General features: G+C 60.1%; 18 protein-coding genes. 8 read left to right on the top strand and 10 right to left on the bottom strand.

What is annotated here, in order from left to right:
- Positions 1 to 3 precede the first annotated feature (3 nt).
- A complete protein-coding gene (locus NL116_RS18885) occupies positions 4 to 999 on the top strand; it encodes a methyltransferase (RefSeq protein WP_494373514.1) in 996 nt (331 codons plus the stop codon).
- Positions 996 to 3,575 carry a DNA ligase D gene (gene ligD, locus NL116_RS18880; RefSeq protein WP_494373513.1) on the top strand — a complete coding sequence of 860 codons (2,580 nt, stop codon included), beginning with the start codon at positions 996 to 998 and terminating at the stop codon, positions 3,573 to 3,575. Before NL116_RS18885 ends, ligD begins: the two co-directional genes overlap by 4 nt.
- Positions 3,576 to 3,633: 58 nt before the next feature.
- On the opposite strand, the gene NL116_RS18875 is transcribed toward ligD, so the two are convergent.
- The 3 genes from NL116_RS18875 to NL116_RS18865 all read right to left on the bottom strand — a co-directional run bounded on the left by NL116_RS18875 (position 3,634) and on the right by NL116_RS18865 (position 7,309).
- Positions 3,634 to 4,308: a DUF3313 domain-containing protein gene (locus NL116_RS18875; protein WP_494373512.1), complete on the bottom strand. Its 675-nt coding sequence runs from the start codon at positions 4,306 to 4,308 to the stop codon at positions 3,634 to 3,636.
- Between the two features lie 48 nt (positions 4,309 to 4,356).
- The gene (locus tag NL116_RS18870) at positions 4,357 to 5,625 is read right to left on the bottom strand and encodes an OmpP1/FadL family transporter (RefSeq protein ID WP_494373511.1); all 1,269 of its coding nucleotides are present in this window, start codon (positions 5,623 to 5,625) and stop codon (positions 4,357 to 4,359) included.
- Positions 5,626 to 5,695: 70 nt separating this feature from the next.
- On the bottom strand, positions 5,696 to 7,309 hold the full coding sequence (locus NL116_RS18865; protein ID WP_494373510.1) for an arylsulfatase: 1,614 nt from the start codon (positions 7,307 to 7,309) through the stop codon (positions 5,696 to 5,698).
- 225 nt (positions 7,310 to 7,534) lie between these two features.
- Between NL116_RS18865 and NL116_RS18860 the strand changes: the two genes are divergently transcribed.
- Positions 7,535 to 8,347, top strand: a complete 813-nt coding sequence (locus NL116_RS18860; protein WP_494373509.1) for a transporter — start codon at positions 7,535 to 7,537, stop codon at positions 8,345 to 8,347.
- 9 nt (positions 8,348 to 8,356) lie between these two features.
- On the opposite strand, the gene NL116_RS18855 is transcribed toward NL116_RS18860, so the two are convergent.
- Together NL116_RS18855 and NL116_RS18850 are read right to left on the bottom strand one after the other, a co-directional pair.
- On the bottom strand, positions 8,357 to 8,815 hold the full coding sequence (locus NL116_RS18855) for a glycine zipper 2TM domain-containing protein (protein WP_494373508.1): 459 nt from the start codon (positions 8,813 to 8,815) through the stop codon (positions 8,357 to 8,359).
- Positions 8,816 to 8,859: 44 nt separating this feature from the next.
- Entirely contained in the window at positions 8,860 to 9,537 is a 678-nt protein-coding gene (locus NL116_RS18850; protein WP_494373507.1) for a DUF3313 domain-containing protein, read from the bottom strand.
- 320 nt (positions 9,538 to 9,857) lie between these two features.
- On the opposite strand from NL116_RS18850, the gene NL116_RS18845 reads away from it, so the two are divergent.
- Together NL116_RS18845 and NL116_RS18840 are read left to right on the top strand one after the other, a co-directional pair.
- Positions 9,858 to 10,676 carry a DUF2092 domain-containing protein gene (locus NL116_RS18845; protein ID WP_494373506.1) on the top strand — a complete coding sequence of 273 codons (819 nt, stop codon included), beginning with the start codon at positions 9,858 to 9,860 and terminating at the stop codon, positions 10,674 to 10,676.
- A gap of 16 nt (positions 10,677 to 10,692) precedes the next feature.
- On the top strand, positions 10,693 to 11,544 hold the full coding sequence (locus NL116_RS18840) for a hypothetical protein (protein ID WP_494373505.1): 852 nt from the start codon (positions 10,693 to 10,695) through the stop codon (positions 11,542 to 11,544).
- An 85-nt stretch (positions 11,545 to 11,629) separates the two neighbouring features.
- Here NL116_RS18840 and NL116_RS18835 read toward each other — a convergent pair whose 3' ends face one another.
- The 5 genes from NL116_RS18835 to NL116_RS18815 all read right to left on the bottom strand — a co-directional run bounded on the left by NL116_RS18835 (position 11,630) and on the right by NL116_RS18815 (position 17,341).
- On the bottom strand, positions 11,630 to 13,216 hold the full coding sequence (locus NL116_RS18835) for a class I adenylate-forming enzyme family protein (protein WP_494373504.1): 1,587 nt from the start codon (positions 13,214 to 13,216) through the stop codon (positions 11,630 to 11,632).
- Between the two features lie 40 nt (positions 13,217 to 13,256).
- Positions 13,257 to 14,033, bottom strand: coding sequence for an SDR family NAD(P)-dependent oxidoreductase (locus tag NL116_RS18830; protein WP_494373503.1), 777 nt, complete (start codon positions 14,031 to 14,033; stop codon positions 13,257 to 13,259).
- A 72-nt stretch (positions 14,034 to 14,105) separates the two neighbouring features.
- On the bottom strand, positions 14,106 to 15,263 hold the full coding sequence (locus tag NL116_RS18825) for an acyl-CoA dehydrogenase family protein (RefSeq protein WP_494373502.1): 1,158 nt from the start codon (positions 15,261 to 15,263) through the stop codon (positions 14,106 to 14,108).
- Between the two features lie 10 nt (positions 15,264 to 15,273).
- Positions 15,274 to 16,521, bottom strand: a complete 1,248-nt coding sequence (locus NL116_RS18820; RefSeq protein WP_494373501.1) for a thiolase family protein — start codon at positions 16,519 to 16,521, stop codon at positions 15,274 to 15,276.
- Positions 16,522 to 16,555: 34 nt separating this feature from the next.
- Positions 16,556 to 17,341, bottom strand: coding sequence for an enoyl-CoA hydratase/isomerase family protein (locus NL116_RS18815; protein WP_494373500.1), 786 nt, complete (start codon positions 17,339 to 17,341; stop codon positions 16,556 to 16,558).
- A gap of 364 nt (positions 17,342 to 17,705) precedes the next feature.
- Between NL116_RS18815 and NL116_RS18810 the strand changes: the two genes are divergently transcribed.
- From NL116_RS18810 to NL116_RS18800, 3 genes are all read left to right on the top strand, one after another.
- Entirely contained in the window at positions 17,706 to 19,757 is a 2,052-nt protein-coding gene (locus NL116_RS18810) for an alkyl/aryl-sulfatase (RefSeq protein WP_494373499.1), read from the top strand.
- A gap of 10 nt (positions 19,758 to 19,767) precedes the next feature.
- Positions 19,768 to 21,222, top strand: coding sequence for a coniferyl aldehyde dehydrogenase (locus tag NL116_RS18805; protein WP_494373498.1), 1,455 nt, complete (start codon positions 19,768 to 19,770; stop codon positions 21,220 to 21,222).
- A 92-nt stretch (positions 21,223 to 21,314) separates the two neighbouring features.
- Positions 21,315 to 23,087, top strand: a complete 1,773-nt coding sequence (locus tag NL116_RS18800; RefSeq protein WP_494373497.1) for an arylsulfatase — start codon at positions 21,315 to 21,317, stop codon at positions 23,085 to 23,087.

Genomic DNA, 23,087 nt, shown 5'->3' with positions numbered 1-23,087 from the left:
TACATGAATCAGGAAGTACACATGGACGCTGCGGATCTGGCGTTGCTGCAACTGGGGCGCCGATTGCAGGCTGACGGATATCGTTTCATCACGCCGACGCCGCTGACCCATCAGCGCGTGCTTGATCGCTCCTTCGGACGACAGGCCCAGACCCTGCGCGACGTTTTCGGCTGGTCGCAGCCATTCGAGTCAGGTCTGTTATCGGTGAATGAGCAGCTTCAGTTGCAGCAGGCCGGCGTCTTGGAGGAAGGCAACGGCCACCTGAAAAGCCGGGTGCGCTGGTCGAGCCTGGACGACCTGCTGTTCGTGCATTCCGCGTTTCCCACCGACGCAGCGGACGCGGTGTTCTTCGGGCCGGACACCTACCGGTTTGCGCAGTTGATCCATGCCCACTTGCAACAAAACATCGCACCGATCCGCCGCGCCGTGGACATCGGTTGCGGTGCCGGCGTCGGTGCAATTGTAGTTGCCCGCGCTCGCCGTGAAGCCCAAGTGCTGGCCGTGGACATCAACCCGGCGGCGCTGCGCCTGACATCGATCAATGCGGCGCTCGCCGAGGTGGCCAATGTCAGTGTCGAGGCCAGCGACGTGTTGCAAGACGTTGACGGTCAGTTCGACCTGATCGTTGCCAATCCTCCCTACATGGCTGACCCGGCCGAGCGGGCGTATCGCCATGGCGGTGGGGCGTTCGGCGCGCAACTGTCGCTGCGCATTGTCCAGCAAGCCTTGAATCGACTGGCGCCCGGTGGTTCGCTGGTGCTGTACACCGGGGTGGCGATGATCGATGGTCACGATCCGTTCCTCCAGGCGCTGACCCCGTACCTGTCGTCGCCGATCTTTGGCTGGACGTACCGTGAACTCGATCCCGACGTATTCGGCGAGGAATTGCTGACCCCGGGTTATCAACGGGTAGAAAGGATTGCCGTAGTGGCGTTGGTCGTCACGCGGATCGGCCCCGGTACCCGGGGGATTGTTGAGTCGGCAACGGGGGCGCCATGAACAAGAACCTCGATGACTACAACCGCATGCGCGACTTTTCGGCAACCTCAGAACCCGCCGCTAAAAAACGCACGGGTAAAAAAAACGCGAAAGACCATGCACTTCAATTCTGCATTCAGAAGCACGACGCCTCCCGCCTGCATTACGATTTTCGCCTGGAACTCGAGGGTGCCCTGAAAAGCTGGGCGGTGCCCAAAGGCCCGTCGCTCGACCCCAAGGTCAAGCGCCTGGCGGTCCACGTCGAGGACCATCCGTTGGACTACGCGACGTTCGAGGGCAGCATTCCCGAAGGGCATTACGGCGCCGGCGATGTGATCGTCTGGGACCGGGGCGTGTGGATTCCGCAGGAAGATCCGGCCAAGGCCTACGCCAAGGGCAAGCTCAAGTTCGAGTTGCAAGGCGAGAAGCTTGGTGGCCTGTGGAACCTGGTGCGCACGCACATGCCGGGTAAGCAGGAACAATGGTTTCTGATCAAACATCAGGACAGCGCAGCCAAACCCGAGAGCGATTACGACGTGGTCGCGGCCGAACCCGACAGCGTGCTGAGTGACCGGACCCTCATCGCCAAAAAATCGAAATCGGCGGAAAAACCCAAGGCCGTCAAGCCACCCGCGCGCAAGACCGCGGCCAAAGCAAAGTCGGCACCCCTCACCGGCGCCCGCAAAGCCCAACTGCCGGACCAGTTGAAACCCGAACTGGCGACGCTGGTGGAGAAGGCTCCGGACGGCCAGTGGAGCTATGAAATCAAGTTCGACGGCTACCGGATCATGGCCCGTATCGATCACGACGAGGTCAAGCTGTTCACCCGCAACGGTCACGACTGGACCCACAAATTGCCCCGGCAAGCTGAAGCGATAGCTGCGCTGGGCCTCGAATCGGCGTGGCTCGACGGTGAAATGGTGGTGGCCAACGAAAAGGGCGTCCCGGACTTTCAAGCGCTGCAAAATGCCTTCGAAGCCGGTGCCAGCGCCAACATCCTCTACTACCTGTTCGACCTGCCTTACCTCAACGGCGTGGACCTGCGCGAGGTTCCGGTCGAAGAGCGCAGGGTGGCGCTGTCGACCGTGCTCAACGCCAATCATGACCCGTTGCTGCGCTTCTCGGATTCGTTTGGCGAAGCGCCCGAAGCCTTGCTCAACAGCGCCTGCCAGATGCAGATGGAAGGCCTGATCGGCAAGCGGCTGGGCTCGCCCTACGTGTCCCGGCGCAGCAGTGACTGGATCAAGCTAAAGTGCAAGCACCGTCAGGAATTCGTGGTGGTCGGCTACACCGATCCGAAAGGTTCGCGTAACGCGTTCGGCGCGTTGCTGCTGGGGTTGCATGACCGTGACAGCGGCAAGCTGCGTTACGCCGGCAAGGTTGGCACCGGGTTCAACGAGAAGTCCCTCAAGCGCATCTACGAGCAGTTGAAACCGCTGCTGGCGAAGAAGCCGTCGGTGGTCAACCCGCCGACCGGTTTCGAGGTCAAGGGAGTGCACTGGCTCAAACCCACGCTATTGGCGGAAGTGGCCTTCGCTGAGATGACCAAGGACGGCTCGGTGCGCCATGCGGTGTTCCATGGCCTGCGCGATGACAAACCCGCCGACAGCATCACTGAGGAGCGGCCGAACGTAGTGACGACCCCAGATAAAAAAACCGCCGCTGCGGCAAAAAAGACAACCGAGCCACCCGTGCCGTCGCAGATCGGCCTGGGCGAGGGGAAGGTGCGCATCACCCATCCGGACCGGGTGATCGACGCTTCCAGCGGCACTACCAAAATGCAACTGGCCGAGTATTACGCCAGCGTTGCGCAGTGGATTCTGCCCGAGCTCAAGGACCGTCCCGTGGCGCTGGTGCGTGCGCCGGATGGCATCGCCGGCGAGCTGTTTTTCCAGAAGAACGCCGAGCGCCTGGCCATTCCGGGCATTACCACGCTGGACAAGGAATTGACCGGCCAACCGGTGATGATCATCAACAACGCCGAAGCGCTGATCGGCGCCGTGCAGATGAGCACCGTGGAACTGCACACCTGGAATGCCACCGCCGATAACCTCGATCGGCCCGACCGCTTCGTGCTCGACCTCGACCCGGATCCGGCGTTGCCGTGGAAAAGCATGGTCGAGGCGACTCAGTTGACGCTGTCAGTGCTCGATGAACTGGGATTGAAAGCGTTCCTCAAAACCAGCGGCGGCAAGGGCATTCACCTGGTCGTGCCGCTGACCCGCAAGCTCGGGTGGGACGAGGTGAAGGACTTCAGTCATGCGATTGTCATGCACATTGCCAAGCTTTTGCCGGAGCGCTTTTCCGCCGTGTCGGGACCGAAGAATCGGGTAGGGCGGATCTTCATCGATTACCTGCGCAACGGTCTGGGCGCCACTACCATTTGCGCGTATGCGGTGCGCACCCGTGAAGGATTGCCGGTGTCGGTGCCGATCTTTCGCGAGGAGGTGGCTGAACTCAAAGGCGGCAATCAGTGGAACGTGCACAACGTGCATGAACGCCTTGCGCAAATGGGTGATGGGCCATGGGCGGACCTGAAGAAAACCCGGCAGGCGATCACGGCCGAGATGCGACGGCGGGTGGGAATGAAAAAATGATCGGCGTTTTGAGGATGCCAGAGCCTCTTCATCGAGGCGCTGGCCAGGGAGCTTTTTGTTACTTGATGAACGCCTGGAGATCGGAGTTCAGCTTGTCGATGGCCACTTTGAAATCCTTGGCCGTGACTTTCTGGCTTTCGTTTTCCAGTGTGGTGCCAAATACCTTGCGCACAACCCGGCCTACGGTCTGATTGGTGTTGGCGTCAACGAACTCAGCCTCGATGTACAGCTCGGTATCCTGGTCACGGTGACCAGTTGCCGCTTGGGTCGCGCCGACGACGGCAGCGATTGGAACGATTTCATACCACTTCATACCTTCGTTCGAGGCGCTGACCCCAGTGATGGCCGCGCGCAGGATCAGGGTCCGGGAACCGGCCGGTGCCGACGCCGAGTTGCTCACAATCCGGTATTTCGTGCCCAGCGTGGCTTTGGTTTTGCTGGTCATGTAGTTTTGAATGTCGGTCAGCGTCTGCTGGTTAACCCGCTCATTGGGTTTTGGCGCTGGATACAGCTCCAGTTTGTTGAACGCCACAGTGTCGTACGCATTCGGGTTCCACGACGGGCTGACCCAGCGCATCGCCGTGCCACCGCTTGGCGTTTCGACTTCTTTCAGGTTGTTGTAACTCGACAGGTAACCGGAGTATTGATTTTTTTCTGTGATTTTCGAGGTACAACCGGTCAGCAAGACCCCGGTCATTGCAGCGCCGATAAGCAAGTTTCGGGACAGATTCATAATGGTGTTTACTCCAGGGTTTAAATCGTATTGTTCATTCGCAACGCATCAGAAACGCCACGTCATGTTCCCGGACAGCGCTTGAATCCAGGCGTTGTCGAATTGACCGGAGATTCGATTGCCCGAAACGGTTTTGGTCTGCTCGACGGGCATGTCACCCAGGTAGACCATGGCCCAACTGACGTTGACGTCGGTGTCTTTGTTAAGAGCATAGGTGGCCCCTGTCGCGATGCGCCAGGTTTCGTTCATCGGCACGATCACGCTGCGATTGCTGTCCGACACGGCGCTGCTGTCGTACGCCATACCCACGTTCCATAACCATTTTTCGGTGGCCTGGTATTGCGCCCCAAGGGAGAGGTGCCAGGTGTCTTTGAAGTCGGCATTGATCGTTGTCGATTGCGCCCCCGCTGCCGTGGTGTCGACCTGTACCCCGATTTCACCGAATTCCGACCAGTCCTGCCAGTTGGCCGAGGCCAGCAACGCCCATTGCCGGTCCAGTTGTTGATACAGGCTCAACGTGACAGTTTGCGGCACCGTCACATCGAGTTGGGTGTTGGTGTTGTTGATGCGATCCAGCAGTCGGCCATCGCCTTTCACATCCAGACGGTCTTCGAAATCCAGGTCGATCTTGCTGGTGTACGTCAGGCCAATCCGCGTGCCGGCTTGCGGGGCGAAGATCACCCCGACGTTGGCGCCATAGCCCCAGGTACCGTCCTTGTATTTGTACTGGCCGTCGGCGCGGTCGGTGAGACCCAGGGGGGAGCGGTCGATGGCGGTGTCTGCTTGCATCATGCCGTACATGGCCTTGACGCCGACGCCGACCGACCATTGCTCATTGAAGCGATACGCCACGCTGGGCACCAGGGACAAACCCAGCAGGCTTGCGTTTTGCGTGAAGTAACGGCCGGACCAGTCGTTGTCGTAATTGACCGCCAGGCCGAAATCGCCGTACTGGCCGAAACCGACGCTCCAGTGATCGTCGAGTTCATGGGTGATGAAGAAGCTGCCACCGGGAATCGGATCGAGGGCATTGCCACTGCCGCTGCCCGGCGTATTGGTGCCGGAATCGCGATTGAAGGAGAGATCACCGTAAAGCACTTGCAAACCGCCGGTGATTTGCGTGCCGGGCAGGTAACTCATGCCTGCCGGGTTGCTGGCGATGGTTGAGGGGCCTTGAGCACGGGCGGCGGCGCCGGCGTTGGCCAGGCCGGTGTTATCCGTGCCGATTTCGTAGAGCATGATGCCGCCGGCCCAGGCTTGCTGACAGCACAATGCAAGGAGGGTGAAGGTAGGTAGGGCAACTGTTTTTGTCGGCATAGATTTACCTCAACAAATGTCCATTTCAAGACGGGTGGCCCACCCCGGCCACCCGCTATCACCTGAAGCGTTACTTGGCCATTGCAGCTCGCGCCGCTTCAATTTTGGCCTTGACCGCTTCAAGGTTGAAGCTCGCGCCTTTTTGCATGGGCGGATATTCAACAGCCGTCATGGCCAGTTTTGCGACCTGGTCCTGCACAAACACGAAGCGCCAGAACTGGTACTTGAACCATTCAAAGTAGGACAGCGAGCCATTGGCGGTCAGGTTTTCCGACCAGCCCATGCGCTCAAACGGGTCGAGGCGCAGGTTGGTCAGAACCGGCATGTCCGGATGTTCTTTTGGCCCGAGCCAGCCACCCGGTTGGTTGATGAAGCGGTATTTGAAGTCGTCGATGCGGATCGCGCCGAGGTCACTTTCACCGAAGTAAAAGACCTCGTGACGATTCGACGGACCTTTGCCGGTAATCATCGGTGTCTGGTCATAGCCATCCAGGTGAACCTTGTAGGTGGTATCGCCCAGTTGTTTGCCCTTGAGCAGTTCTTGCGTGATGTTCGGATTGCCTGCCGCCGCGACAAATGTCGGGAACCAGTCCATGCCGGACATAATGCCGTTGCCAATGGTGTTAGCCGGCACCTTGCCCGGCCAGCGAACGATTGCCGGCACCCGGAAACCACCTTCCATCACCGTGCCTTTGCCCATGGCAAACGGAGTGGTACCACCATCCGGCCAGGTGAAGTTTTCCGCGCCATTGTCGGTGGTGAACACTACGATGGTGTTGTCATCCATGCCTTCTTTTTTCAGCTTGGCCATGACTTCGCCGACGATATCGTCAAGCTGTGCCATGCCGGCTTCCTGTTCCGACCAGCCATTTTCCGAATTGCGCAGTCTTTCATACTTGTCGGACAGGTGGGTGACAATGTGCATGCGAGTCGGGTTGAGCCAGACAAAGAACGGTTTGTTGTCCTGCTTGGCCTTGTCGATGAAGCTGAAGGCCTTGTCGCGGATCTCGTCGTCGACGGTCTTCATCCGTTCCGGGTAGAGCGTGCCGGCGTCTTCGATTTTCTGTTTGCCGACCTTGCCCCAGCGAGGCATCACGGTCGGATCGTCGGCGGTGGTCGCCCAACTGTGGACCATGTTGCGCGGACCGAATTTTTCCAGTTGATCTTGCGGATAGTTCGGGTGCGCCGGGTCTTCCATGGCGTCGAGGTGGTAGAGGTAACCGAAGAACTCGTCGAAACCGTGGACGGTGGGCAGGAATTGGTTGAGGTCGCCCAGGTGGTTCTTGCCGAACTGGCCGGTGGCATAACCCATGGCTTTCAGGGTAGTGGCAATGGTCACGGCTTCGGCTGGAATACCGATAGGTGAGCCGGCCTGGCCGACGGTGGTCATGCCGGTGCGGATCGGCAGTTCACCGGTGATGAAGTTGGCGCGCCCGGCCGTGCAGCTGGCCTCGGCGTAATAGTCGGTAAAACGCATGCCCTCATTGGCGAGCTGGTCGAGATTTGGTGTGCGCCCGGCCATCATGCCCTGGTTGTAGACGCCGATGTTGGACCAGCCAATATCGTCGCCCATGATGACCAAAATGTTAGGTGGCTTATCGGCGGCGTGAGTAATCCCGGAGATAAACATGGCAGACAACAGCAGTGGCGTTGTGAGTGCTGAGGCTATTTTTTTTCGGTTCATATCTAGATCCTGTGTACTGCTGTGAGCACGCTGAAAGAAACCCCCCGGCTTCTCCTGAAATATTGGATCCCCCGCGTGGAGCGTAGGTAAATATTGCGGAATATCCAGAAATGGCTAATTAAAAAGATGCAAAAGCCGCTCGGTATTTCAATTTGTTCAGCGATTGAATGGCGAGTGTCTTGAAACTGCGCTTTGCTCATACCCAAACCACAGAGGCGCTTGAACATGTCGAGTCTGCGACCTACGCATTTGCTGCTGCCGTGTGCCCTGTTTCTTGGGGGGGGAAGTGCCCACGCGGACGACTCTGCGGAGCTGGTAAAAAAATCGCTGAATCCAGTCGCGGCGATGTACAGCCTGCCGATCCAGTACACCTGGGATCAGAAGATGGGGCCTACGGGGGAGGGGATGCACAGCGTGACCAACATCCAGCCGGTGCTGCCCTTCGAGTTGAATGACCACTGGAACCTGATCTCCCGCACGATCCTGCCGGTCATTGACCAGCATGGTCTGGCGCCAGACGGCGCGGCGGACAAGTCCGGCATCGGTGATGTGACTCAAAGCTTTTTCTTCTCACCCAAGGACCCGACGGCCAGCGGCTGGATTCTCGGCGCCGGGCCGGCATTGCTGATCCCTACCGGGAGTGACAGGTTGCTCAGTAGTCGACAGTGGGGCGCAGGGCCGACCATCGTGGCGTTGAAGCAGTCAAACGGCTGGACCCGGGGCATTCTCGCCAACCACATCTGGAGCCTGAGCGGCGAGCAGCCCAATGCGGCAAAGGTTAACCAGACGTACTTGCAACCTTTCTGGTCGTACACCACCCACACCTACACCACGTTTGGCCTGAACACTGAGTCGATCTACAACTGGCAGACCAAGGAATGGTCTGTACCGGTCAACGCCACAGTGACGCAGTTGTTGAAGCTGGGAAGCCAGCCACTGACCCTTCAGATAGGCCCACGCTATTGGGCCGACAGCCCCGAGGACGGCGCTCGGGGCTGGGGTTTTCGTGCAGCGGTCACGTTATTGTTTCCCAAGTAAGGGCGAGCATTAACTGCCTTGCGGTACCACACGGGCTTGATTGCCTGAACCCTGGATATACACGTTCATCCCTCTGCTCAGGTTCGGATTGATCGGCTGGGTCACCGACACCAGCACGCCACTTCTGACGCGCACGATGATCTGTTGTGCTTCTACCGGTTGGTCGTACTTTTTCTTTTCGACGTAATTGCCGCCTGCGGCACCGGCGAGGGCGCCGGCAACCATGGCGACATCACGCCCGGTGCCATGACCGATCAAGCTGCCAAGCGCGAGACCGCCAACGCCACCAAGGACCGCGCCGATACCACTGTCGTGATTAGTCTGCATCTGCGTCAGCGTTATCTGCTCGATCTTCCCTGAGCGAATTTCGATCTCGCCGGCACCGCCATCGGTGGATCCTACGGCGGAACAGGCGCTGATCAATACAGCCGCCAAGGTGACGGTCATCCAGGACAGGATTGCTTTCATGCTGTGTACCTCTTCAGTGTCGTAAACAACGATTCAAGCCGGACTCAACTGCGGATGAACGCCCAGATATCGGCGTTCAGTTTTTCAATCGCTTCCTTGAAGTCCTTGGTGGTGATTTGCTGGCTCTCGTTCGAGAGTTGGGTGCCGAATATCTTGCGCACTACCTTGACCACGGGCTCATTGGTTTTGGCGTCGATGAGCTCGGCTTCGATGAACAGGTTTGTGTCCTGATCCCGGTGACCGGTGGCGGCCTGTGTCGCGCCGACAACGGCTGCCACCGGCACTACTTCATACCACTTCATGCCTTCGTTCGAGGCACTGACGCCAGTGATGGCAGCACGCAGGATCAGCGGGTTTGAACCGGGGCGGGCTTCGTTCACGTTGGACACTATCCGATACTTCTGGCCCAGCACGCTTTTGGCCCTGCTGGTCATGAAGCTCTGCAAGTCGGAAAGGGTCTGCTGATTGACCCGCTCATTGGGTTTGGGCGCGGGATAGAACTCCAGCGTGCGGAATGCCACGGTGTCATAGGCGTTGGGGTTCCAGGTCGGACTCACCCAACGCATGGCGGTGCCCCCGCTGGGCGTTTGGACTTCCTTCAAGTCGTTGTAGCTCGGCAGGAAGCCGGAATACTGCGTCGTCTCGGTGACTTTGGAGGTGCAGCCACCGAGCAGGAGGCCGGCCAGCACAGCGCTGATGAGCAGGTTTCGGGAAGGGTACATGGTGGTTTGTGCTCCAGGGGAAAAGACGAAATGTTCGCTAGAAATATCGATAGCGTTTCGGAGAGCGTAGGTAGCAATGCTGAAATATCCAGCGCAATGCTTTGCGCGCCGATGATTCTTGCGCTGAATCGTCTGAATTTGTCTCGATGCAATGGCGAATGCCATAAAACTGAGCTTTGCTGAGGTATCCGGGGGCATTGACTGCACACCGGTGCAAGGCATGACTTATCGAAGCGTGTTCATCGCACTATGAATTCGCTGCGACGTCACATCCGTCGCCAGGCATTTGACGCCTGACTTCGCTCTGGGGAGAACAACCGATGCCCACCCTCCAACAGCATGTCCGCTGGCTTTCGCTCAGCGTTATAGTCGCTGCGTTCGCGACCCCGTTGTTTGCCGCACAGGCGCCCGCCGCCGATGCACCCGCGACGCAACTGGAGCCCAAGGCGCTGAATATTCTCAAGGCCATGAGTGCCCGGCTGACCGGCACTCAGGGCCTGAGTTTCAAAGCCGTCACCACCTACGAAAAACCCAGTCGTCTGGGGCCACCCCTGGCCTACAGCACCGTGGCGCTGGTCAATCTGCAGCGTCCGGATCGCCTGCGTGTGTTGACCTCAGGCGATGGCCCGGCCACCGAGTTTTATTACGATGGCAAGAAAGCCTATGCCTATGAGCGCAAAGACAACCTGCTCGCACAAGCGGATGCGCCGCCCACAATCGACGCGACGCTGGAGGCCGCTTACCGGCGGGCTGCCATCTACTTTCCGTTTACCGATGTCATCGTCGCGGACCCGTATAAAGATCTGTCCCAGGACATGCGTGTGGCGTTTTACATCGGACAATCCACGGTGGTCGGTAATACCACCACCGATGTGATTGCCTATACAAGCGACAGTGTGTTCGTCCAGGCCTGGATCGGTACTGAAGACAAGCTGCCGCGCATGCTGCGCGCAGTGTTCCTCGATGACCCGACCCGGTCCCGGCACCAAGTCGAATTCAGTGACTGGAAGCTCAGTTCGGCGATGTCGGCGGATTTCTTCAAGCCTGACCTTATCGAGACGGCGCATCGGATTCAGTTTTCCCCACCGCCCGGCCTGAGAGCCCCGCAAGGCGTTAAAGACCCGGTTACCAAACCCTGAACGAGGAGGTTGACTCATGAACAGATCTACCTTGATGTTCGCTGGCCTCTTAGTCGGGGCACTGATGTGTAACGAGGCAGCCGCCTGGTCGCGCGCTTCGGCGTGGGGGCATTCATCTGGCGGTGGTGGCTCGTGGAGTCACTCTGGAGATTTTGGCTCGGCGTCGGGCGGCGGTGGTAGCTGGAGCGGCGAAAGCAATCGCGGCGGCTCGGCTTCCGGCGGTGACGGCAGTTGGAGTGGTTCCGGTTATAAAGGCGGTTCAGCGTCCGGTGGCGACGGTAGCTGGAGCGGTAGAAGCGAAGCCGGCGGTACTGCCTCCGGTGGAGATGGGTCCTGGCACGGCACGGGGGCCGAGGGTGGAACGGCTTCCGGCGGCGAGGGCGCCTGGCACGCGCAAGGGGAAAACGGCGCTACCGCCGCTGGCTACCATGACGATGGCTATGGCACGACGGCTTACCATCCGCCCGGATATGGCACGACCACGACGGCCTACCATTCTGTTCCTTATGGGACGACCTACTACCATCCGCCAACCGCCGTGGTGGCCAGCAGCGGTTGCTATGACTGCGGATACAACGAGGGTGTCAATCCCGCCGCTGCGGCAGCGGTGGGTGTCGTGGCGGGGGAAGCGGTGGCGACAGCGGCCGAACAAAATGCCAATAACAATTCTTACGGAGCAGGCTATAACGCCGGCATGGTGGCCAGCGCACCGCCGACGATGCCCTTGGGTTCGACCTTTGCCAGCTTGCCTGTCGGATGCAGTTTGCGCACTGTCAATCAAGGCACGTTCTACGAATGCGGCAATTCCTGGCTACGACCAGCCTATGGCGCCAACGGTGTTTTCTACACGGTAGTGCCGTCGCCTTGATCAGCGTTTGCTAACCCTGGCTGCACTGAATTCAGCCGCGCCTGCCCCGAGTCAACGGGACCCGGAACAGGCGCTGGCCGAGTCCTTAGCTGATATTGCGCAATGATCCCTTCCAGTATTTTTCCCGCACTTGCCGGCGCAGCACCTTGCCGACCACCGAAAGTGGTAGTTCCTTGACGAACACCAGCGTTTTCGGCGCCTTGTAGCCGCCCAGTCGCGTGCGGGTCTGGGCAATCAACTCTTCGCAAGTGACGGATTGGCCCTGACGCAGGATGACTTCGGCGTGTACGGCTTCGCCCCATTCGGCATGCGGAATCCCGACCACGGCCGCCATCAGCACCGACGGATGCGCCGCCAGTGCAGCTTCGACTTCCACGGCGTAGACGTTGAAGCCGCCGCTGATGATCATGTCCTTGAGTCGGTCAACGATGTACAGAAAGCCGTCGTGGTCGATGTAACCCAGGTCACCGGATTTCCAGGCACCGTCGTCGAACTCGGCGGCGGTTGCTTCCGGGTTCTCGTAATAACCTTTGATCACAGCTTTGCAGCGAATGCGGATCTCGCCGGTTTCACCGATCGGCAATGGCGTGCCATCCGTATCGGCGATAAACACTTCGACACCGGGGGTCGGACGACCGGCCGAGGACAAGCGTTGCAACGCGGTAGCGTTGCCGGGCTGGTGCGAGGCCTTGTCGAGTGCAGCGATGATCATCGGTGTTTCGGTGGCCGCGTAGCCCTGGACAAAAATCTGCCCGAAGCATTCCACCAGTTCACCCAGCTTGTCCGGGCTCATCGGTGCGGCACCGTAGATCAAGGTGCTCAACGAGGAAAAATCCTTGGGTGCGGCGCGTTGCATTTCCAGCAAGCGATACAGCACGGTCGGCACCAGGAACGAGTGGGTCACGCGCTCCTTTTCAACCTGCTCGCGCCAGGCTTCCATGTCCAGCTGGTTCATGGTCAAGTTGGTGCCGCCGCCATAAAACGTCGGGAAAAACAGCATGATCGTGCCGTGAGAGAGCGGCGATACATGCAACAGCCGAGTCGAGCTGTTCAAGCCCAGGTCGGTGTTGATGAACGCCGCGTCACGGCAGGCCATCCAGTTGTCAATCGAGTACATCGCGCACTTGCCCTTGCCGGTGGTGCCACCGGTGAAGCGCAACATGCAGATGTGCTGGTCGGTGTCGAGACTCACATCGTTATCGAGGTCGGACGCAGCGTCCACCAGCGACCAGAAGTTGTGAACCCCTGGCAGGCCGGCCTGCTCGGCTGTGGGCGGGTCCATGACCACGATCTCGCAGCCACGCTGGCGCAACATGCTGTAGTAGCTGTCCAGCAAGCGTGTTTCCAGGAAAACCACTCGAGGCTTGACCAGATCGATCTGTCGCGAATGCTCCTCGAGCGGGTCGCGCAGGTTGGTCATGACCACCGTGCCTTCCTGCTTGAAGGTGCTGGGAAACATCATCAGGCTGAGGTTGTCGTTTTCCAGGATCAGCATGAAGCGCTCGCCCGCGCGCAGCTGCAACATCGAGCGCAGGACATCGGCGATACGGTTGGTCAGCAGGTGATACTGCTCGTAGGTGTAGCGCCGGTTACGCTCAATGTTGACGATGGCTTCCTGGTCGCGATGACGCAGCGCGAGCAAGCGCATGACCCGGCTAAAATTCATTTTCATGGTGGACCGCTCCAATAGCTCCAGAAGACCGCAGCGCGAGTTATCGGGCACGCATGCGCGAGGCGGCATCCAGGCGGATAGTCTCGCCGTTGACGTAGGCGTTTTCGATCAGGAACGCGCAGCAATGCGCGAACTCACGCATGTCACCCAGGCGTTTCGGCGACTCCATCTGCTCTTTCAGTGAGTTGAGAACCTTCTCGTCGAGACCGGCGACCATGGTGGTGAGGAACAGGCCCGGCGCGATGGCGTTGACCCGCACACCGATCTCGCCCAGTTCCCGGGCGGCCGGCATGTTCATGCCGATCACGCCAGCCTTGGTGGCCGCATAAGCGCACTGGCCGACCTGGCCTTCATAAGCCGCGCCAGACGACACGTTGATCACCACGCCGCGCTCTTCGCCGGCTTCGGCTTCGTTGTTGGCCATGTGCTCGGCGCACTTGGACATGACGTTGAATACGCCATTGAGGTTGATCGCAGTGGCATGGGCGAAGCGGGCGAGCGGGGCGGCCTTGCCTTCGCGGCCCAGGACTTTGAAACCGGTCGGCACGGCAGCGCCGTTGATGCACACATGGATGGCGCCGAATCTGGCGATCACTGCGTCAACGGCGTTTTGCACCGAAGCTTCGTCGCTGACATCGGTCTGCACGAACATCGCGCGATCGGCGCCAATCGACGCCACGGCTTTTTCGCCGGCTTCGATGTTCAGGTCGAAAATCGCCACGCGGGCGCCTTTTTCGCCGGCCATGTAATGCGCGGTGGCCAGGCCCAGGCCCGAAGCGCCGCCAGTGATCACGATGACTTTGTCTTGAATACGCATGAATGTGTCCTTGTTCGCTGCCCGGTCCACAGGGACCGGGTTGTTATTGTTAGGAATGGAACGAGCGGTGGATCAGAACGCGTTGACCCCGGTCAGGGCACGGCCAATGATCAGTTGCTGGATCTGCGAGGTGCCTTCCGGAATCGGCACGATGATGGCTTCGCGGGCCAGTTTCTCGACCAGGAAGTCGGTGGTCACACCGGCGCCACCATGGATCTGCACGGCTTGACGGGCGACAGTCACCGCCATTTCGCAGGCGAAATACTTGGCCATCGCCGCTTCCATTTCAGCCGGAATGCCGGAGCCGATCATCTCGGCGGCGCGGTAGGTCAGCAGACGGGCGGCGTCAACGTTGGTGGCCATTTCCGCCAGCATGCCGCTGATCAATTGGTGACCGGCGATCACTTTGCCGTGTTGTTTGCGTTCCTTGGCATAACGCACGGCTTCTTCCAGTGCGCGACGGCCGATACCAAGACCTTGAGCGGCCACGAACACACGGGAGCGCTCGAAGAACGACAGCGTGTTTTTCAGGGCCTGGCCTTCGCCGCCGATGATGTTGCTGGCCGGAACGCGCACGTCGTTGAGGAAAATCTGCGCGGTGGACTGGCTGTTCCAGGCCATCTTGTGGATGTTCTGCACTTCATACGGGTGTTCTTTGCGGTCGAGCAGGAAGTGGGTCAAGCCCTTGCGCGGGTCTTCGCCGGTGCGGCAGGTGCAGATCAGGAAGTCGGAGTACGAACCGTTGCTGATCCAGGTTTTCTCGCCGGTGATGATGTAGTCGTCACCGTCGCGACGGGCGCGGGTCTTGATTTCCAGCACGTTGGAACCGACGTCCGGTTCCGAAATGCCGACGCTGACGAACGAATCACCGCTGATCAGGCCCGGCAGGTAGCGTTCGCGCAGGTGATCCGGGGCGAGTTTCTCCAGCATCTGTGCGCCGAAGGAGTTGATCACCACTGGCGTCGACAGGTCGACCGAGCAGGCGGCGACTTCTTCAAACAACATGGTCATGGTCGGCCAGTCCAGGCCCAGGCCGCCATTGGCCTCGCTGACGGCGCCGCTGACCATGCCGAACTCGGAGAGCTGGCGCATCATTTCGGCCATTTTCTCTTTGGGCATGAACTTGTCGCGGTATTCCTTGTTGAACACCGGGTCGATCTTGTCGGCCAGGAAGCGACGGAAACTTTCGACGGCTTCGAGTTGTTCCGGGGTGCGCATGACGTGTCCCATGGGGGGCTCCTTAAATATTCTTGTTAGCGAGGATGTTGACGGCGACCACGGCTTCTTCGATGCCGAACAGGCCACCGCCGTTTTCCTGGATAGCAATGCGTGCGCCTTCGACTTGGCGCTTGCCGGCTTCACCGCGCAGTTGCGTGACCAGCTCATGGATCTGCCCAAGGCCAGTGGCGCCAATCGGGTGGCCCTTGGATTCCAGACCACCGGACGGGTTGATCGGCATGCGGCCGCCAACGGTGAAATCACCGCGCTCGGCAGCCGGGCCGCCTTCGCCGAATGGCACCAGCATCAGCGATTCGGCGTTGAGGATTTCGCCGATGGCCGAGGCGTCGTGGACTTCAGCGACGTCGACGTCAGACGGATTCACGCCGGCCATGGCGTAGGCTTTTTTCGCCGCGAGGTGGGCGATGATTTTTTCCGGCTCATCCAGACCACGGTGGGTACCGGTCTGCACGATACTGGCCAGTACGCGAACGGCACGGTCGCCGGCGTTTTTCAAACGCTTCAGGCCGTCGGCATTGCACAGCAGCACAGCCGCCGCGCCATCGCTGATCGGCGAGCACATCAGGGTGGTCAGTGGGTAGCAGATTGCTGGCGAGGCCAGTACTTCGTCGATGCTGAAAGGCTGCTGGAACTGCGACAGCGGGTTGTGTACCGAGTGCTGGTGGTTCTTCGCCGCGACGGCTGCGATCTGCCGCTGGGTGGTGCCGTAACGCAGCATGTGGTTACGGGCGATGGCGGCATACACGTCCATGAACACGCTGTACGGGCGCTCGGAAACAGTGCCCGGCGGCGGCACGATGCCTTCGCCCATGGCCAGTAAAGTCTGCTTGTTCTGCTCGACGGTAGACACGTCCCAGCCGCCATCGAACACGGCGAACATTTTGGCTTTGTCGGGAATGTTCATCTTCTCGGCGCCGACGGCGAGGGCGATGTCGCACTGGCCGGCACGCAAGGCCAGGGTGGCAAGGTTGAAGGCCGAAGAGCCGGAAGCGCAGGCGTTCTCGACCGAGAACACCGGTACACCTTCGATGCCGATGCGGCGCATGGCGATCGGGCCGGGAATGCCGGTCTGACCCTGCAGCATGCCGTTGGTCATGGTGCTGTAATACACCGAACCGACGTCAGCGGTGGTGGCGCCGGCATCTTTCAGCGCCAGGCCCACGGCTTCGTCGACCATGTCGTAGACGCTGCGGTCAAGCAATCGGCCAAACGGCGTCATGCCAACGCCCACTACATAAATATCGTTCATTGTCTGTTCCTGCTGATTCGGGGGACGGGGCGGGTTAGCGGCCCTTGAAGTTCGGTGCACGTTTTTCGCCGAAGGCTTGCAGGCCTTCCTGGAAATCCGCGGTGCGCAGGTGTTGGCGCAGCGCCACTTGCTCGTGCTGCAAGGCGTCGTCGCGTGATTTGTCAGCCGTGGCGCGAGCCACTTCTTTCATGCGGCGCAGGGCGATCGGGCTCTTTTTCGCGATTTGCGTGGCGAGCTTCACTGCGGCGTCGGCGAGTTCGTCGTCGGCATGGACTTCGCACACCAGGCCGTAGCCTTGCATTTCAGTGGCCGAGAGGGATTTGCCGGTCATCAGCAAGTACATCGCGATGTTCAACGGGATCAGGCGCGGCAGAACGGCTGCGCCGCCAGCGCCAGGGAACACACCAAAGTTGGCATGAGCATCAGCCAGCGTTGCGCTTTGAGCGGCGACCACGATGTCGGCGCACATCGCCAGTTCCAGACCGCCGGCCATGGTCACGCCGTTGAGAGCAGCAATCACTGGTTTCGGGAAATTACGCAGTTGACCGAAGACTTGGTTGGCACGGTCCAGGAAGTCCGCTTCGCCAGCAGGCAGGCTGCTGCCGGCCAATACCTCTTTCAGATCGGCACCGGCGCAGAAGGCCGGGCCTGTGCCGGTGAGGATCACCGCTCGCAGCTCATCGTTGAGTGCAATGTCATTGAGGCAGCGTTCCAGCTCGGCGAGGGTCGCCAGGTTCAACGCGTTCATGGCCCGTGGGCGATTGAGCGTCAAGCGCGCCACCGGACCTACGATTTCATACAGCAGCACATCATCACTCATGACAACTCCTCTTATTGTTAGCGCGCTTTTGGCGTTGTTGATGGGCCGATAGTAGGAACGCAAGAGAGGCTGTCGCAGGTCATTGCAACGAAAGCGGTTGTCCGCAGGGGGGCTGTCAGTCGGGTCCGGTGCTGACCTGTGGGAGCGAGCTTGCTCGCGATGACGGACTTACATTCACCATTGATGTTGGCTGACAGACCGCCATCGCGAGCCAGCTCGCTCCCACAGTGGGTCTTCATGAGTCAGTGATATTTGGATGTTGGCCGGTCTGTGAAGACTGATGAATTGATTGAGAAGACCGGCAACCCGAGCGCCTTGCTTGCACCATCGAAACGGTATTCGAATAACAAAGAGAGACTGTGCGATGAAGAAAATCCGTGTAGTGCTGACGGTGTCAGTGTTGGCCGCCAGCATTGTCGGTGGGCTGCAATGGTCGCGAGGTCAAAGCGGCATTTCTCTGCAAGCAGCCAGCAACAGCGTCGGGCAGGGCGGTCAGAAAGCCGCGACGGAGGCGACCATCGCCGCCAACGCGAACACCGCGCACAGCATGCCGGCCGTTGATCCGCTGGTAGAAGCGGACATCCAGCGCGGCTTTATCGCCAGCCTGCCGGACGCTGAAACCACCGCCGCCGACGGTCACGTGGTGTACAGCCTCAAGGGCTACGAATTCCTCGGTTCCGCCGATGCACCGGCCACGGTCAACCCGAGCCTGTGGCAGCAGGCGCGCAAAAGCATGTCCAACGGGCTGTTCAAGGTCACGGACGGTTTTTATCAGGTGCGCGGTCTGGACCTGACCAACATGACCATCATCGAAGGCAAGACCGGCCTGATCATCATTGACTGCAACCTGGCAACCGAGGTGGCGCACGCCTCGCTGGAGCTGTATTACCAGCACCGGCCACGCAAACCGGTGGTCGCGGTGTTCTACAACCACAGCCATGTCGATCACTTTGCAGGTATTCGCGGCATCGTTGATGAGGCAGACGTGAAATCGGGCAAGGTGCAGATCATTGCCCCCAAAGGCTTCATGGAAACCGCGGTCGCCGAGAACGTGATGGCCGGTAACGCCATGAGCCGTCGCGCCGAGTACCAGTTCGGCACCACGTTGCCACGCAGCGCCCAGGGCCAGATTGACCTTGGCGGCGCCAAGGCCTTGTCCAACGGCACGATCACCCTGATCCCGCCGACCCTCGAACTTGACCAGCCGGTGCAAACCCTGACCATCGACGGCGTCGAGATCGTCAACATGCTCGCCCCCGGCACCGAAGCACCCGCCGAGTTCATCCACTACTTTCCGCAATTCAAAGTGCTGGATACTGGTGAACTGGCGCTGCCGACCCAGCACCAACTGCTGACGCTGCGCGGCGCGACCATTCGCGACGGCCTGGCGTGGTCGAAATACCTCAATGAAGCGCTGCATCAGTTTGCATCCGGCGCCGATATTCTGGTGGGTCAGCACGGCTGGCCGGTGTTTGGTCACGAGCGAGTGGTCAACTACCTGTCCAAACAACGGGACATGTACAAGTGGCTGCACGACCAGTCGTTGCGCCTGGTGAACAAGGGCTACAAACCGGTCGAGATTGCCGAATACATGCGCAGCCACGTGCCGGCAAGCCTGGCCAGTGAAACCTTCACCCACGGTTTTTATGGTTCGGTGCAGCGCAACTCCAAAGCGGTGTATCAGCAATACATGGGCTGGTATGACGCCAACCCGGCCAATATGGATGCGTTGTCCGACAGTGATTACGGCAAAAAATTTGTCGAGTATGGCGGCGGTGCCGACGCCGTGCTGGCCCGTGCTCACACTGACTTCGCCAACGGCCAGTACCGCTGGGTGGCGCAAGCCATGAGCCATTTGGTCTTTGCCGAGCCGGACAACAAGGCCGCGCGCCAGTTGTCCGCCGATGCTCTGGAGCAACTGGGTTATCAGGCTGAGTCGGCAGTGGAACGCAACAGCTACCTGGCCGCCGCCATGGAACAACGCAGCGGCGGCAAGACACTCGCCTCGCCGCTGCGCACCGCCAGCCCGGACATGCTGCGGTCGCTGACCATCGATAACATTTTCGATTACCTGGGTGTGCGCTTGAAGGCGTCGGATGTCGAGGGCAAACACATCGTTCTGAACTGGAACTTCACCGATGTCGGGCCTGACGGCAAGCGTTACATGCTCAATCTGGAGAACTCGGCGTTGACCTACGTCGCCGATTACAACGCTGACAAAGCCGATGCCACGCTGACCCTGACCCGCGAAACGCTGAACGCCATTCTCGCGGAAACACTCTCGCCGATTGAAGCGGTGATCAAAGGTCAGTTGAAGATCGATGGCAGCAAGATCGCGGTCTATGACGTACTGGGCTCGCTGGACAAATTCTCGCCGGACTTTGAACTGATTGGCCCCAATGCGCCTGCAAAATAGGATCACGACCATGAACTCGCCCCTCGCTGATGAAGCGCACGCGCTTTTCGTTCCAGCCTCCGCGCGAATCGCGGCGGTGCTGGCCCGCCAACAGGCCGCCTCGTTGTCCGAGGGGCCGCCGTCCGCCGAGTTGCGTATTAAGCGGATCAACCGGGTGATCAAGCTGTTGCTGGACAACCAGCAGGCCCTTTGCGATGCCTTGGCCAAGGACTTTACCTGGCGCAGTCACGATCAGTCGTTGCTGGCGGATGTGCTGTTGCCGATACAGGGTCTGAAATACGCACGCGATCGTGTTCGCCAGTGGATGCGCCCGCAACGCCGCAAGGCCGAGCTGGGCAGCGGCTGGCTGGGCGCGAAGGCTGAGATCCATTTTCAGCCACTGGGCTCGATCGGCATCATTTCGCCGTGGAACTTCCCGATTGCCATCGCGCTGGGGCCGTTGGCCGAAGCGCTGGCGGCGGGTAATCGCGCGATTCTGCTGTTTTCCGATCAGTCTCCGGCCACGGCCAGCCTGCTGATCGAGTTGCTGGCCCGGCAGTTCGACGACACCGAGGTGGCAGGTTTCATCGGCGGCGCCGAGTTGGGCGCGGCTTTTTCCGCGTTGCCGCTGGATCACCTGGTGTTCACCGGCAGCCCACGGGTCGGCAAGTTGGTGATGCGTGCGGCGGCGGAAAACCTGACGCCGTTGACCCTGGAACTGGGGGGCAAGTCGCCCACCATCATCGGTCGCGGGGCCGATCTGCAAAACGCCGCCAAACGTATCTGGGGCGGGAAGGGCGTCAGCGCCGGGCAGGCCTGTATCGCTCCGGATTATGTGTTTGTGCACGAGGATGACCTTGAGCGCCTGTTGAGCGTCATGCAGGTCGAAATGCAGCGCCTGTTCCCGACGCTGCTGAACAATCCCGACTACACGGCGATGGCGACACCTGGGCAATACCAGCGGATGCAAGCCTGTCTGCAAGACGCCCGTGAACACTGCGTCCGGGTGATCGAGGTCAATCCGGGTCAAGAGGACTTGAGCGCCTCACGCAAGATCGCACCGACACTGCTGGTTGATCCGCCGGACTCGACACTGGCGATGCAGGAGGAAGTGTTCGGTCCGTTGTTGCCGATTCGCGGCTACCGCGATATCAACGAAGTGCTTGAGTACATCAATGCGCATCCACGGCCCCTGGCCCTGTATTACTTTGGTGACAACCGCGCCGAAGCGAAGCATGTGCTGGAACGCACCCATTCGGGCGGCGCGTGTATCAACGAAGTGATGCAGCACCTGTTTCAGACCGACTTGCCCTTCGGTGGCTGTGGGCACTCGGGGTTTGGTCGTTACCGGGGCGGATACGGGTTCAAGGCATTCAGCCTCGAACGCTCGGTGTTCACACCGCCGCGGGTTGATGTGATGGGGCTGTTGCGTCCGCCGTACGGCCAACTGTTTCGCCGGGTCATACGTCTTCTGCTGAAACCTTGACCCCAACCACACCCCGCTTGTGTCTTGCGCAGGAATTAGACTGGCGATGTGAGCGAGCAGGCTCACTCCTACAACAACCAAGGAAACCGCGAATGTTCCCGTTGAAGCCGCTTGCCCTGGCCCTGTGTTGTCTAGCGTTCAGCATCCAAAGCTTCGCCGCTTCCAAACCCCCGAACATCGTGGTGCTGGTCGCTGACGACTGGGGTTACAGCGATGTGGGTTCCTTCGGCAGCGAAATCGCCACGCCGAACATTGACACCCTGGCCCGTGAAGGGGTTCGCTTTTCCGATTTCCATGTCACGGCCTCCTGCTCGCCAACGCGTTCGATGCTGCTGACCGGCGTCGACAACCACCGCAATGGTGTCGGCAACATGCCGGAAACCATGCCCGAAGAACATCTGGGGAAGCCCGGTTACAGCGGGGTGCTCAACGACAACGCCATCACTGTCGCCAGCCGGCTCAAGGAGGGCGGTTACCGCACCTACATCACCGGCAAATGGCACTTGGGCAAAACCCCGGACACCTTGCCGAACAACCGTGGTTTTGATCGCTCGTTCATTCAGGCCGACAGCGGATCGGACAATTGGGAGGAACGGCCGTACGCGCCTCTGTACGACAAAGCCGCCTGGTTCGAGAACGGCCAGCCGGCGCATCTGCCCAAGGACTATTACTCCTCGACCTTCATCGTCGACAAGGCGTTGGAATACATCGAAAAAGACCGGCAGGACGGCAAGCCATTCTTTGCCTACCTGGGCTTTCAGGCCAACCACGTGCCGGTCCAGGCGCCTAAGGCGATCATCGACAAGTACAAGGGGCGCTATGACGCCGGCTGGACCGCGTTGCGCAATGAGCGCCGCGACAAGGCGGTGGAACTGGGCCTGATCCCGGCCGGTGTCGGCATGCAGACCATGGCCAGCACCGCCGACTGGAACGCACTGGATGAACAAGAAAAACGCTACGAAGCGCGACGCATGGAAGTCTACGCCGGCATGGCGGAAACCATGGACCAGGAAATCGGCCGCTTCATCCAGCACCTGAAAGACACCGGTGAATACGACAACACCGTGTTCGTGTTCCTGTCCGATAACGGCAGTGAACCTACCGATCCTTACGCCATTCCCGCCATACGGTTGTGGCTGGAAATGAACTATACCCGCCAGCTCGATCGCCTGGGCAGCATGGGCGCCTTCACCAGCATTGGCCCAAGTTGGGCCAGCGCCGCCGCGTCGCCGTTGAGCGGCTACAAGTTTTTTGCCGGCGAGGGCGGTTTGCGCACGCCGTTGATTGTCTCCGGCGTGCCTGGCATGCAGGCCAATCACATCGCTAAAGCCTTCACCCACGTCACCGACATCGTCCCGACCTTGCTGGAAGTGGCCGGGGTATCGGCGCATAACGGTCAGTTCCAGGGCCGGGCCGTGGAGCCGATGATCGGCAGTAGCCTGGTGCCGGTGCTTACCGGCACGGCGGACCGTGTTCATCCAGAAGATCAGGCCATCGGCTATGAACTGTCGGGCAGTGCCGCGCTGTTCAAGGGTGATTACAAACTGGTGAAAAGCCTGAAGCCGGTGGGCAATGAGCAATGGCACCTCTACAACATCGTCACCGACCCCGGTGAGGTCAACGACTTGCAGCAGCAGATGCCCGAACGCTTTGTGGCCATGCAGGCCGATTACGCCGAGTACGCCCGGGTCAATGGTGTACTGCCGATGCCGGTCGGCTATGACTACATGCACCAGGGGCAGTTGTATGCCTTGAAGCACGTGGTCATTCCCAAGCTCAAGGCTGCCGCGCCGCTGGCGGGGGCGGTGCTGGTGTTGCTGGTGGGCGTACGCATGTGGCGTCGTCGCCGCAAGCAGAGGGTGTGA

It is taken from the genome of Pseudomonas sp. FBCC-B1667 (assembly GCF_059133255.1).
Note: the sequence above shows the minus strand (reverse complement) of the source record. Positions and strands in the feature narration are given on the sequence as shown.

Coding starts and splice junctions, on each gene's coding strand:
- NL116_RS18820 (WP_494373501.1), bottom strand. CDS start 16,521: ATGAACGATATTTATGTAGTGGGCGTTGGCATGACGCCGTTTGGCCGA.
- NL116_RS18860 (WP_494373509.1), top strand. CDS start 7,535: ATGTCGAGTCTGCGACCTACGCATTTGCTGCTGCCGTGTGCCCTGTTT.
- NL116_RS18840 (WP_494373505.1), top strand. CDS start 10,693: ATGAACAGATCTACCTTGATGTTCGCTGGCCTCTTAGTCGGGGCACTG.
- NL116_RS18835 (WP_494373504.1), bottom strand. CDS start 13,216: ATGAAAATGAATTTTAGCCGGGTCATGCGCTTGCTCGCGCTGCGTCAT.
- NL116_RS18800 (WP_494373497.1), top strand. CDS start 21,315: ATGTTCCCGTTGAAGCCGCTTGCCCTGGCCCTGTGTTGTCTAGCGTTC.
- NL116_RS18885 (WP_494373514.1), top strand. CDS start 4: ATGAATCAGGAAGTACACATGGACGCTGCGGATCTGGCGTTGCTGCAA.
- NL116_RS18815 (WP_494373500.1), bottom strand. CDS start 17,341: ATGAGTGATGATGTGCTGCTGTATGAAATCGTAGGTCCGGTGGCGCGC.
- NL116_RS18825 (WP_494373502.1), bottom strand. CDS start 15,263: ATGGGACACGTCATGCGCACCCCGGAACAACTCGAAGCCGTCGAAAGT.
- ligD (WP_494373513.1), top strand. CDS start 996: ATGAACAAGAACCTCGATGACTACAACCGCATGCGCGACTTTTCGGCA.
- NL116_RS18875 (WP_494373512.1), bottom strand. CDS start 4,308: ATGAATCTGTCCCGAAACTTGCTTATCGGCGCTGCAATGACCGGGGTC.
- NL116_RS18855 (WP_494373508.1), bottom strand. CDS start 8,815: ATGAAAGCAATCCTGTCCTGGATGACCGTCACCTTGGCGGCTGTATTG.
- NL116_RS18845 (WP_494373506.1), top strand. CDS start 9,858: ATGCCCACCCTCCAACAGCATGTCCGCTGGCTTTCGCTCAGCGTTATA.
- NL116_RS18805 (WP_494373498.1), top strand. CDS start 19,768: ATGAACTCGCCCCTCGCTGATGAAGCGCACGCGCTTTTCGTTCCAGCC.
- NL116_RS18830 (WP_494373503.1), bottom strand. CDS start 14,033: ATGCGTATTCAAGACAAAGTCATCGTGATCACTGGCGGCGCTTCGGGC.
- NL116_RS18870 (WP_494373511.1), bottom strand. CDS start 5,625: ATGCCGACAAAAACAGTTGCCCTACCTACCTTCACCCTCCTTGCATTG.
- NL116_RS18810 (WP_494373499.1), top strand. CDS start 17,706: ATGAAGAAAATCCGTGTAGTGCTGACGGTGTCAGTGTTGGCCGCCAGC.
- NL116_RS18850 (WP_494373507.1), bottom strand. CDS start 9,537: ATGTACCCTTCCCGAAACCTGCTCATCAGCGCTGTGCTGGCCGGCCTC.
- NL116_RS18865 (WP_494373510.1), bottom strand. CDS start 7,309: ATGAACCGAAAAAAAATAGCCTCAGCACTCACAACGCCACTGCTGTTG.